This window comes from Dissulfurimicrobium hydrothermale, assembly GCF_022026155.1.
Classification (GTDB): domain Bacteria; phylum Desulfobacterota; class Dissulfuribacteria; order Dissulfuribacterales; family Sh68; genus Dissulfurimicrobium; species Dissulfurimicrobium hydrothermale.
The window spans coordinates 171,117-183,084 of record NZ_CP085041.1; the positions used below are offsets into that span (position 1 = coordinate 171,117).

The following is an 11,968-nucleotide window of genomic DNA, read 5'->3' on the forward strand; positions in this document are numbered from 1 at the left end:
TACTCCCCAAATTTTAGACAGAGTAACTTAGTGGTAAAGTAGCCTGCCGAGACTTCAGGAGGTTAGGCAGGATGAGCAGGTTGCACAGGAATCACGATGCGGTTTTTAAGGCCAGGGTAGCGCTTGAAGCGGTCAAACAGGAAAAAACCATCGCCCAGCTTTCAAGTGAATATGGGGTACACGCAAATCAGATAGGACAATGGAAGAAGCATCTTATCGAGGGACTCCCTACGCTTTTTTCTGATAAGAGGAAAAAATCCGAGGAAGAGGGAGAGGGGCTTAAAGACGAGCTTTACCGGCAGATAGGGCAGCTCAGTGTGGAATTGGAGTGGCTTAAAAAAAAGTCTCGACTGCTCAGTTAAACGAGAAGCGGGGCATGATAGAGCCGGGGCATTCCATGATACCTGTATGTCGCCAATGTGATTTGCTTGATCTATCAAGGGCGTCTTACTATTACGAGGCGAGGGAAGAAGACAGATATAACCTTGAGCTTATGAGGCTTATAGACGAGCAGTTTACAGAGACGCCGTTTTATGGGATAGCGAGGATGACGGCGTGGTTAAGGAAAGAGGGCCATGGAATAAATGGGAAGCGGACACGGCGTTTAATGCGGCTCATGGGCCTTGAGGCTATATACCCCAAGCCTCGGTTAAGTGTCAGCGATCAGGAGCATAAGAAATATCCCTATCTTTTGAGGGGGTTAACGATTATCCGTCCTGATCAGGTATGGAGCGCGGATATAACATACATAAGGCTTAGACATGGTTTTATTTATCTGGTGGCTGTTATTGACTGGTACAGCCGGTATGTCCTGAGTTGGGAGATATCGACTGGGCTGGACAAGGAGTTTTGCATGAACGCCCTTGATCTGGCCCTTAAGATAGCCTTGCCTGAGATATTCAATACGGATCAGGGTGTCCAGTTTACAAGCATGGATTTTACCTCACGCCTTGAATCATTGGGGGTACGGGTCAGCATGGATGGCCGGGGCAGGGCGTTGGACAATGTATTTGTTGAGCGTCTCTGGAGGAGTGTTAAATATGAGGAGGTTTATCTTAACGACTATCAGGACGTAAGGGCTGCCAGGGATGGCTTAAGACGGTATTTCGATTTTTATAATAATGAACGGCTCCATCAATCCCTCGGTTATGCAACACCGGCTGAGGTTTATAAAAAGGGGCTGCCTTTAAAACAAAGACAGGCTGCCTGATCCACTAAATACCCCTCGATTTTTTGTCTTGACAATGGGGAGTAGCTTACTATTAGTAAACCGTGGCAGATGTTTAAGGACAGCAATTTTACAAAAACCTCCCTAAGAGATGCTCTGTTGGGGAGATAAAGCTAAATACTCCGAGAAAGCAAGTCCTCAAGCTGCTTGTAAGATGATGTCTGAGGGACTAAAAGGGTGTGATAGTGCTCCTTTGGAGATCATTAAAACCAATCCTTACTTTAGGGGTTTCCTAAACTCCTGGACTGTGGATAGATGTATATAAATGAGGGACTATAAATGAGGATAAAAAAGTTAAAAATTTTAGCTTAATAAGCGAAACTAGACTATGGAAAACAAAAATAATCCAAAAATTGCTGTAGTTATACCCTGTTACAATGAAGAAAAAAATATTGAAGCTTGCTATAATAGCTTAGTAAATATTCTAAATCAGACAAATTGTAAATATGATTTAATCTTTGTTAACGATGGCTCCAAAGATAATACCTTAGAAAAACTTATAAATCTACACAAATCTGATTCTAATGTAAAAATAATAGACTTTTCTAGAAACTTTGGCAAAGAGATAGCTTTAAGCGCAGGGCTTGACTATGTAGATGCAGATACAGATGCTGTTATTCCTTTTGATGCCGATCTACAACATCCCCCAGAAGTTATTTTGCAGATGCTTGAAAAGTATAAAGAAGGTTACGACATAGTAAACGCTGTCAGGAGTAAAAGAGACGGTGAAACGTTTTTAAAGAAGATTACATCAAAATTATTTTATAAGATTATAAACAAGCTTACGGATATTGAGATACCAAAAGATGTAGGAGATTTCAGACTAATCTCAAGAGATGCTCTGGAAGCTATTAAGGGTATCAGGGAAAGAAAGCGTTTTATGAAGGGTATATTTGCATGGGTAGGATTTAAAACTGCTTCTGTATATTACGAAAGAGCCCCAAGACATTCTGGAAAGACAAAATGGAATTACATAAAATTAATAGATTTAGCAATTGAAGGTATTACTTCATTTTCAGCAGCACCCTTGAGGCTAGCCTCTTTACTTGGTCTTTTGGTTTCTTTTGTGGCTTTTTTATATGCAGTTTGGATAATTATAGCTAAATTAGCTTTTGGAAATCCGGTTAAAGGCTATCCTTCAATGATGGTAGCTATTTTGTTTCTTGGCGGAGTGCAGCTTATAACTATTGGAATAATTGGAGAATACATTGGACGAATATATGAAGAAGTAAAACAAAGGCCGCTTTATATAGTAAAAAAAGTTTATGATAGGAGTGGTAGTGAATAATCAAAAGAAAAATGGCGATCTAATAAAAATAAGTGGCGACTATCACTATAAAGCATCACTATCAAAAAATAAAATCAAAAAATTTTGGTATTATTCAAAAAAGACAGCCATAAAGAGATTTTTGCCTCCTCAAACAGGAGACAATGTCTTAGATGTTGGATGCGGTTCAGGCGTTATAACAAATTTTTTATCAGAATTAGGAGCATCTGCCATTGGCATTGATGGCAATATAGAAGCCATTAACTTTGCTAAATCTAAATTCGAAAATAGTAGATGTCGTTTTATTTACGGGTTAGTAGATGATGATTACAAATTTGATTTATTGTTTAACAAGATATACTGTTTAGAATTAATCGAACACATATATTATAATCAAGGTCTTAAGATGTTAAGAAATTTTTATAGAATTTTAAAACCTGGTGGGAAAGTTTTTCTTACTACACCTAATTATCGAAGCGCATGGCCATTGATAGAGTATTTGATGGATAAATTTCACCTTTCTAATCCACTGGATAAATATCAACATGTAGAACACTATGACAGAAATAAATTAAAAAAGATAATTGAAGAAGCTGGATTTCAAGTAAATCATATAAAAACTAATTGTTTAATAGCTCCTTGGTTGGCACCATTTACGTGGGGGGGGGCTTTAATGGTTGATAATTTAGAATCAAAGTTACCATACGGTGGCTCTATTTTAGTTGCTGTCTTCGAAAAAGAGAGTAAATGACATACATAAAAACTATCCGTAATCAGGTGGTAAAGTTCCAGATTTTTTACAAGTACTTAATTGTTAGCATAATAAATACTATCGTAGGCTATGGCATTATATTTTCTCTAATGTATATAGGCACATCTCCAGAAATCAGCAATCTAATTGGCTACTCTATAGGCATATGCGTATCCTATGTGCTTAATAAAATTTATACATTTCAAAGCAAAGCCCATCCCAAAAAAGAATTTCCAAAATTTGTTGCTTCACTTTTGATTGCTTATGGTCTAAATTTTTTAACTTTGGTTTTTTGTGTTAGAGCAATTCATATTAATGCCTATGTCTCGCAAATTATAAGCGGTGCGGTTTATACTTTAAGCGGCTTTTTGCTTGCAAAGTATTTCGCTTTTAGAAAGGAGAGAGTTTTGTGAAAAAAAATTATTATGTGTTGCTGTTATATTTTGTTTTAGCTTTATTTTTTTGGGGACTGCCAATGAAGTTTGACTTTGCTGGCAGAATTAATATAGGTGGTGATGTTGCTTTTTATTTGTGGAGTTTAAAATGGTGGCCTTGCGCGATATCTCACGGTCTCAATCCATTTTTAACTAAAGCATTTTGGGCTCCTTTTGGTCCAAACCTTGCCTGGACTACATCTTGCCCTAGCCTAGCATTAATTATGTGGCCTATTACTGCATTGTTTGGAGTTGTATTTTCATATAATTTTGTAACTTTAATATCTTTAACACTTGCGACATACGGAATCTATCTAATAAATAAACAACTTGGTTTAAGAGAATTAAGTTCAATATTTGGCGCTTTGGTGTTTTTCTTTTCATCTTATGTTTGGGGTCAGCTTCTTGGGCATTTAAATTTAGATATTGTATTTGTTGTAGTCTTTTTGTGTTATCTTTATGTGTTAAGATTTAAAGATTTAATTGGCAGAAAAAAATATATAGTTTTATTTGCTTTACTGCTGGCATTTCAGTTTGGTATATCAAATGAAATTTATGCTACTTTCATTGTGTTTAGCTTTTTTGCCTTTGCTGTTTTGATAATATTGTATGTAAAAGAAAAAGACTACAGGCAAAAACTTATAGTTACAGGCCTTGAAACAACAGCATCTATAGCTTTAAGTGTTGTTTTGCTTTTGCCATATATTTATTATATATTGCATGGATTTGTATCGGGATCATTAAATAACAATTCTTTATATGTATCCGATCCATTAAACTATATTATACCTACACCAATAACCTGGCTTTTTGGCAATATGTTTTTACCCATTAGTTCAAAATTTTCTGGAAATTTTGCAGAAGAAGGAGCTTATCTAGGACTACCTTTGATTTTTATTATCTTTAGCTTTACATATATAGCATTTAAAAACCTGAAAAAACAAAGCAAAATGTATATCTTTATAGTTTTATTTTTCTTGATAGCAATTATCTTTAGCTTTGGACCATACTTGAGGGTTTTAAATCATCAGATAATTCCAATGCCGTGGATTGTTTTTGCAAAATTACCTTTTCTTGAACAAGCACTGCCAACAAGGTTTACTCTTTATGTTGATATAATTGTTTCTATTATATGTGCTTTGTGGCTTGAAAAAACACACTACAACATAAAATTTAAATTTATAATAGTTTTTTTAGCAATATTATTTCTAATACCAAATCTTAACCTATATAACGGTTCTGAAATAAAGTATCCTGAATTTATATCATCGGGCACATATAAAGATTATATAAAACCAAATGAAAATGTTATTGTCTTTCCAACTTATGCTATTGGCGGTTTTCAAGGGCCACTATGGCAGCAGAAAACAGATTTTTATTTTAATCTATCGCAAGAAATTGCTGGGCCTGTTCCTAAAGAATTAAGAAACGATGTTACTATTTCTTGGGCATTGTATAATCTTTTTTATGGTGAAACGAAACCAACACTGAATCCAAGCTCAACTTTTTCTTTTCTTAATTACCTTGCAAAATGCAATGTGAGTGCCATCTTGCTTCCAGAAAACTTTCATAATCCGATTGTCGAAAAATTGCTTGATTCGTTAGAGAGAAAACCTATCAGTGTCGGTGGGGTTAAGCTGTATCAAATAGATAGAAATTATTTAAATACTCTCATACCTAAGGCTAAAGATACATATCTAAGAGAAGCTATTGATGTATTTACCACTCTTTTCACTTCTTCCCAAAAATTCTTATCTGACGGCGGTGATCCATCTAAACTTTTGCCTCAATATCTCGAAGAACAGGGCTATTTAGCAAAATCCTTTGGGTACAAGACAGGTCCTGCTGTTAATTGGACAGATAATAATGGCTGGATAGGCCAGTGGGGCTGTCCTGATGGAAAGGGCAAATGTTTTGGTGTCGGGTTGCTGGGTGACATTGATATGCTAGAGCCAATTATCGAAAGGTACAACTCTCAATCACTGCAGACATTCTTCCCATATCCAAAACCATATGATCCGAGCGCTGCTGCAGGGTCTGGCCAATTGTTGATGATATTTAGAGCGCCATAATCAAGCCCACACAGGACTCGCTTCGTTCCTCATGCGCAATCGTTCGAGCGATCATCAACCATTATCAACCGACCCTTGCCCCTGGAAAACAACCCTCGGGGGGCATCACTGGTCTGATTTTAATTCTTTGTTTTTTCGACAGAATTGCTATAATCTCTTAAAGTTAACCGCAGCTGTTCAAGGGGGACGAGCTTTGAGCACTTTCACTGATGCCGAACTGCTGGTCTTGCTCAACGATCTGGAATCGGACCGGGTCGAGCGTAAGGAGTCTTTCAAAGGTAAAGCGTCCGAGACGGTGCGCGCTCCCCGGCGGGCGTTTTCTTGATTCTTTCGGGGGTCACCTTGTTGCTCTATGTGTTCGGGCTACTCCAGCGTTACGGCCAGGGAGAAAATTATTTCTTTACCTTCGGCGGCATCGTTGCGGTTTTCTCTTGGCGTGCATTGATGCGCTACGCGCGGGAACGCATCTTCCACACCCATCCAGCCCTGGCGGAAAAAATTTACGGCGGGAAAGGGACGATCTATTTCTCCGGCGCCCTGGTCGGGCTGCTCGTCACCGCCGGTCTGCTTGCGATTAATCTTGCCCCGGTCGCCGAGCAGATGGCGGTCATCGTTTACTACCTCCTGGTGACCGGCACTGTCCTGGAAATTCTGGCGTTGCGACGGGAGGCAAGGGGGCGCGGCAAACAAGCAGCCGAGGAAACCACCGAATGAGCCTGCGTTTTCTTTCGGCGCAGTGGGCGGCCACCGCCTATGTCGGCCTGGTTGGCCTCGGCTTGAATTTTTTGTTGGCGCGGCTGCTTGGACCTGGGCGTTTTGGCGACTACGGCGTTGCGCTTGCAGGGGGCGCCATAGCTTGTATCTTCCTGGATGGTGGCTTCAAGACGCTGTTGATGCGTGAGCGGACACTGGCCACAGGTGCATTGGCTGGGCTGGTTCCAACATTGCATGCAGTGGCAATAGGACACGCCATGGGGACCGCTGTTGTCATGGGCACCCTGGTGTTTGTTTTTATGCCCGGGCATCGCGATCTGGCTGTCGCTGCAGTAGCGTATTTTCTTGGCATAGCGTTAATCCAGTTTGTATCAGGGGCGTTACGGGGCGACGGGCGCTTTGACGCCGATGCCGGGTGGCAGGTGGGCGCGCGAACCGTCAGTGCGGTCGCCATTTTGGGGGTTCTTTTGGCAGGGGCAAAAACTCCGACAGAAATTCTGCTTGCAGGGGCGGCGGGTTCTTTGGTATCCATAATGTTTCTTCCCCATGGCCAGGCCCGGTTCCCTCGTCTGGAGTGGCATCCGGAGGCTTATCGCGCCGCGGTATTTCTGTTGTGGATAGATCTTGCAACGGTGGTCTATTTCCGTTCAGACATGTTGCTGTTGAAAGTCATTGGGGTGCCGGCCTGGGAGATCGGGCAGTACGCAGCAGCCTACCGTTTTATCGAGGCCATTATCCTGCTTGCCACCCCGATTTCTCTGCTTATTTTTCGCAAATTGCGACTGGAATGGCAGGATTTACAACGCCTGCGCCGACGGACATGGCGGGCGTTACTCTTGGCTGCGGCGGCGGGGGTTTTGGCGGCTACCCTCCTCTCGGTATTTGGCGAATGGGTGATTGCGCTGGCTTATGGAAAGGCCTATGGTGAAGCCACCAGTTTGCTGGGCGTTTTGGCATGTGCGCTGCTTTTCATCCTGCCCAACTTTATTCTGACACAGGCCGCGATTGCGTTAAATCATGAACGTGCCTATGCAGTTATCGCTACGATGGCGGCAGCGCTGAATATCGTGTTGAATAGCTGGCTCATTCCCCGTTATGGCGTAAAGGGCGCCGCATGGGTCACGGTTGCCACGGAGGGTTGGCTGTTTGTTGGCTTATCCGGATTCCTGCTCGCACAGCGCCGGGCTGTTGACAAGCCCCATACAGACAAGGTAGTTGTGTTATAATTCTAACGTCCTCGGTGCCTATTTTTCCTATAGATGTCATGTTTGAGTCAAATCGTATATATCGTATTGGAGTTGACGCACGTATACTGTCCGAGAGGATAACCGGTATTGGTCGCTACACATACGAAATGCTTGCGGTCCTTGTCGATCGTGGCCATAAGTGGTTCCTTTATTCTCATCGCCCTCTCGTCGTGGGGGATTGGTCTCAGTCCAACGTGCAGTTGCGCACCGCCAATCTGCCTGAGGCAATCAATTTGCCGAGGCGTATGTTACGCCTGGCCTGGGCCCAGAGTGTCCTTCCCTGGTGGGCAAATCAGGATGATATTGATCTGTTCTGGGCCCCCGGGCATCGGCTGCCTTACTATTTGCCCCGGCGGATTGCCCGTGTCGTAACCATTCATGATCTGGTTTGGAAACATGCCGGGGAAACCATGAGACCCTTCGCCCGCTGGCTTGACGCAAAACAAATGCCGGCGGCAGTGCGTATCGCAGACCGCGTAATTACGGTGTCCGGTCATACCGCACAGGATCTCGTTGCGGAGATGCCGGAAGCGAAGAATAAGGTGAGGGTGGTGCATTTGGGGGCGCCTGCTTTGCATCCAACCGCTTCCCGGGGGTCTCTAAAATCCATAGGGATTGATCGTCCCTATTTCTTGTTTGTTGGCACGCTTGAGCCACGTAAGAATCTATATCGCCTGCTGGAGGCCTATGCTACCCTGCCGGAAGGTATAAAGAATAGTATTCTGCTCGTTATTGCAGGCGGCAAAGGGTGGGGCGGGGTGGATGCGCAGGCTGTTTCGTCACGACTTGGCCTGAACCGCAGCGTTCATATCCTGGGTTATGTTAGTGATGAAATGCTTTCTACCTTGTATGCACATGCCCTCTTTTTGGCCATGCCTTCGCTGTATGAAGGATTCGGTTTGCCGCTTCTGGAGGCGATGGCCAGGGGTACGCCGGTGTTGACTTCGAACTGTTCATCCATGCCGGAGGTTGCCGGGGATGCCGGGCTCCTGGTAGATCCGCATGATGTTGGTTCCATAGCCAAGGGCCTACTGGCACTGCTTACCGATGAGACGCTGCGCCGGAATCTGGCCCAGCGCGCCAAAGTGAACGCCCAACGTTTTAGTTGGCAAAAGGCCGCTGACGCCACACTGCAGATATTTGATGAGGCCATAGAAGAGCGGCGACGGCTCTTTTAAAGTAAGCGCTAAATTAACTACCTATCCCAGGTCTTGGGCTATGGGCAAAACAAAAGGACATCCACTTGAAAAGGCTGTTGCTGTTTAAGCAGCTACTGTCTAGTTACATAAGTTGACAATGAGAGGTAGTTGAAAATTCAACCAGGATGCCAGTCGGGCCAAGAAGTCAGCCCGCAGTGGACTAATTATTACTGATCGTGGTCGCCCTGCCCATGTGCTGTTGACCATTTAAGAACACAGACATCTCATCCACTTATGTACCGGACTCGCCTGGCTGCGTTGCCACTAGAGAGCGAGTATAGGGGAAATAGAAGCGATGATCCGTAAAGGCATCTGCTTTCATCTCAAGGGACTTATGGGTACTGGCTTGGTGGGCCGTCTAGGGATCGAACCTAGGACCTACTGATTAAGAGTCAGTTGCTCTACCAATTGAGCTAACGGCCCATATGCAAAAACAGAGAGTTTTTTACCACGATTTTGTTTCATGTCAAGCCGTTGGATAGGCCAAACAAATATTGACTTTCTGTTTTAAGGTAGAATAAAATTAATTTTTAGATTTATTACTAATTAATTTTCAGGGAGGGTTCATGGAGCGGTTTAAAGATCTCAGCCTCAGCAAAAAGATAAATTTAGCCGTAATCATATTGCTTATGATCGGATCATTCTTGCTCACTTACCTTATTGGTGCAAGGGGACATGATCAGCTCAAAGAAAATGTGATTCGCGAAGCAAAGGCGATCGTAATCCAGGCCGAAGCCATGCGTTCAATGATAGCTAAGCTTAATAGCCAGGGTGCCTTCAAAACCTATTTGTACGATATAAAAAGGGGGTTGGAAAGTCAGGATCCAGCTTATAAAAAGGCGGCGCTTCAAAAACTTCTCGAGACAGTGCCTGTGGTAAGCACCATTTCCATGCTTAAAAAGAATGCAAAAGAGGCGGGATATCTCCTCCGTGTACCCAAAATAAACCCCAGAAATCCCAACAACACACCAGACCCGACGGAAAAGGAGGTGCTGGAAAGACTCTCCACCGGCAAAGATACCGATATAGCTGTCTTCGGAAGATATAAAAATCCAAATACAGGTAAAGAAGAAGATGTGCTTCGGTTCTTCAGGCCGATAGTCCTTACCAAAGACTGCGAGATGTGCCACGGCGACCCAAGGCTTTCTAGGGAATATTGGGGAAATGATGAAGGCAAAGACCCAACCGGCACTGTCATGGAAGGTTGGAAGGCTGGCGAGGTCCACGGTGCCTTTGAACTCATCTTCTTTTTGGACAGCGCCTTGGCCCAATTGAGAAACAATCAGCTTGTAGTGGCCTGTGTGACCTTTTTGGGCATATTTATGATTATAGCAATCGTCTCTTTCATTATAAAACGTGTACTTACAAGGCCTCTTAATGATATAATTTTGCAGGCGGAGCGTATTTCAAATGGTGATATATCCCATGAGATATATATCAAATCGAATGATGAAATAGGGGTACTTGCCGCTGCATTTAAAAAGATGCAGGAAGGGCTTTATAGACTTATAAAAGGTGTAAAATCAGAGGCGGAGGAGGTATCGGCATCTGCAAAAAAACTCTTGTCTGTAAGTGCTGTTATGGCTGATCAGAGCATAAAGTCATCAATGAGAGCCAAAGATACCTCGAGCATCAGCGAAACGGCAAGTGATAATATCAAGACCATTGCTTCAGCTGTTAATGATTTCTCGATAGCTTCACAGGAAATAGCGACAAATGTAGTCCAAGCTGCATCGATAAGCAATCAAGCTAAGGAGAAGATGGATGTATCAGGCGAACAGGTTCTTAAATTAGGAGCTAATATAACAGAAATAGGAAAGGCGGTCAGGCTAATAAGTGAGATAGCGGGACAGACAAATCTTTTGGCATTAAATGCAACAATTGAAGCAGCCCGCGCTGGAGAGGCAGGCAAGGGTTTCGCTGTTGTCGCAAATGAGGTAAAGGAACTTGCCAAGCAGACAGCTCGAGCAGCAGAAGAGATAACATCAATGATCAAGACCATACAAGATGAAAGCGCAAATACAGTTGAGGCCATAAGTGAAGTAAAAAGTATAATAGATAAATTGAATGATATTGATAATACCATTGCATCGGCAGTTGAAGAGCAAACGGCTACCGTGAGCGAAATAACAAACAATATCAGCGGAGCGGCCGATGGTATAAGCCAGGTCTCTGCACTTGCCGGTGAGGTGTCGGGACTTGCAGAAGACACATCGAGGGATGCAGCGTCCACTAAGGAGCAGGCTAGGCAGCTCTCTGAGCTGGCCAGCCGTCTGCAAGAGATCATCGGGACCTTCAAGTTGTGATCATTCGAGTGAGAAATGGATAGCGCGAATTCAGACCTGCTTACCGGCAAGGCAGGCCTTACCTGTCTAAAATCAGAGGGCCTTGAGCTCCTTCAGCCTCAAATGGGCTACCGTTTTTCTGTTGATGTCCTGCTGCTTTGTGATTTCATCCGGCTCAAAAAGAGGGAACAGGTCCTCGACCTCGGCGCTGGCTGCGGGGTCATCGCCCTGATACTTGCCAAGAGACATGAAGATGCAAGGATAACGGCGATCGAGGTCCAAAGAGACATGGCCTGTCTTGCCTTGGAAAACATCAGATTGAACGGGATGGAAGGACACATCCGTCTGATAGAATGGGATCTGAACAGGATACACGAGGTCGTCGCACCCGGGGAATTCGACCATGTTGTGAGCAATCCGCCTTACCGCTCCGCGGGTTCAGGCAGACTCTGTACACATCCATGCGATGCCCTGGCCAGGCATGAGATACTGACGGATTTGAGTAGACTGCTCAAGTCCGCCCGTTACGCCCTGAGGCCCGGAGGGCGCATAAGCCTCATATATCCGGCAAGCCTTACAGTAAAACTGTTGTCCACTATGCGCGAGGTCCAGCTCGAGCCGAAACGGATGCAGATGATATATCCAAGGCCTGGGGCGAATGCAAGACTTATCGTTGTCGAGGGTTGCAAAGACGCTGGCGAGGAGATGACTGTACTTCCTCCCAGATATATTGAACCGATTGCTCAACCTCGGACGATATAAGACTATATA

General features: G+C 43.8%; 10 protein-coding genes, 1 tRNA gene and 1 pseudogene. 11 read left to right on the forward strand and 1 reads right to left on the reverse strand.

The window, feature by feature from the left end; all coding sequences use genetic code 11:
• Positions 1 to 71: 71 nt before the first annotated feature.
• The 9 genes and pseudogenes from LGS26_RS00830 to LGS26_RS00870 all read left to right on the forward strand — a co-directional run.
• Positions 72 to 1,210, forward strand: a protein-coding gene (locus LGS26_RS00830) for an IS3 family transposase (protein WP_237888795.1) whose coding sequence is annotated in 2 segments (ribosomal slippage) — positions 72 to 360 and positions 360 to 1,210 — 1,140 coding nt in all. Because the reading frame shifts where the segments join, the coding sequence is not laid out codon by codon here.
• A 346-nt stretch (positions 1,211 to 1,556) separates the two neighbouring features.
• Positions 1,557 to 2,516, forward strand: coding sequence for a glycosyltransferase family 2 protein (locus tag LGS26_RS00835; protein ID WP_237888796.1), 960 nt, complete (start codon positions 1,557 to 1,559; stop codon positions 2,514 to 2,516).
• Positions 2,509 to 3,246 (forward strand): class I SAM-dependent methyltransferase, encoded by a 738-nt coding sequence (locus LGS26_RS00840; RefSeq protein ID WP_237888797.1) that lies wholly within the window; start codon positions 2,509 to 2,511, stop codon positions 3,244 to 3,246. Before LGS26_RS00835 ends, LGS26_RS00840 begins: the two co-directional genes overlap by 8 nt.
• Positions 3,243 to 3,659: a GtrA family protein gene (locus LGS26_RS00845; protein ID WP_237888798.1), complete on the forward strand. Its 417-nt coding sequence runs from the start codon at positions 3,243 to 3,245 to the stop codon at positions 3,657 to 3,659. Before LGS26_RS00840 ends, LGS26_RS00845 begins: the two co-directional genes overlap by 4 nt.
• Positions 3,656 to 5,752: a glycosyltransferase family protein gene (locus LGS26_RS00850; RefSeq protein ID WP_237888799.1), complete on the forward strand. Its 2,097-nt coding sequence runs from the start codon at positions 3,656 to 3,658 to the stop codon at positions 5,750 to 5,752. Before LGS26_RS00845 ends, LGS26_RS00850 begins: the two co-directional genes overlap by 4 nt.
• 321 nt (positions 5,753 to 6,073) lie before the next feature.
• The gene (locus LGS26_RS00855) at positions 6,074 to 6,466 is read left to right on the forward strand and encodes a hypothetical protein (RefSeq protein WP_237888800.1); all 393 of its coding nucleotides are present in this window, start codon (positions 6,074 to 6,076) and stop codon (positions 6,464 to 6,466) included.
• The gene (locus tag LGS26_RS00860; RefSeq protein WP_237888801.1) at positions 6,463 to 7,692 is read left to right on the forward strand and encodes an oligosaccharide flippase family protein; all 1,230 of its coding nucleotides are present in this window, start codon (positions 6,463 to 6,465) and stop codon (positions 7,690 to 7,692) included. The genes LGS26_RS00855 and LGS26_RS00860 overlap by 4 nt, the downstream gene beginning before the upstream one ends.
• Before the next feature lie 38 nt (positions 7,693 to 7,730).
• Positions 7,731 to 8,891 (forward strand): glycosyltransferase family 4 protein, encoded by a 1,161-nt coding sequence (locus LGS26_RS00865; RefSeq protein ID WP_237888802.1) that lies wholly within the window; start codon positions 7,731 to 7,733, stop codon positions 8,889 to 8,891.
• A 133-nt stretch (positions 8,892 to 9,024) separates the two neighbouring features.
• Positions 9,025 to 9,120, forward strand: a pseudogene (locus LGS26_RS00870) (type II toxin-antitoxin system Phd/YefM family antitoxin); the annotation flags it as partial.
• A gap of 139 nt (positions 9,121 to 9,259) precedes the next feature.
• Here LGS26_RS00870 and LGS26_RS00875 read toward each other — a convergent pair.
• Positions 9,260 to 9,335, reverse strand: a tRNA-Lys gene (locus LGS26_RS00875).
• A 143-nt stretch (positions 9,336 to 9,478) separates the two neighbouring features.
• On the opposite strand from LGS26_RS00875, the gene LGS26_RS00880 reads away from it, so the two are divergent.
• Both LGS26_RS00880 and LGS26_RS00885 read left to right on the forward strand, forming a co-directional pair.
• A complete protein-coding gene (locus LGS26_RS00880) occupies positions 9,479 to 11,218 on the forward strand; it encodes a methyl-accepting chemotaxis protein (protein WP_237888803.1) in 1,740 nt (579 codons plus the stop codon).
• Between the two features lie 15 nt (positions 11,219 to 11,233).
• A complete protein-coding gene (locus LGS26_RS00885) occupies positions 11,234 to 11,959 on the forward strand; it encodes a tRNA1(Val) (adenine(37)-N6)-methyltransferase (RefSeq protein ID WP_237888804.1) in 726 nt (241 codons plus the stop codon).
• Positions 11,960 to 11,968: the final 9 nt, after the last annotated feature.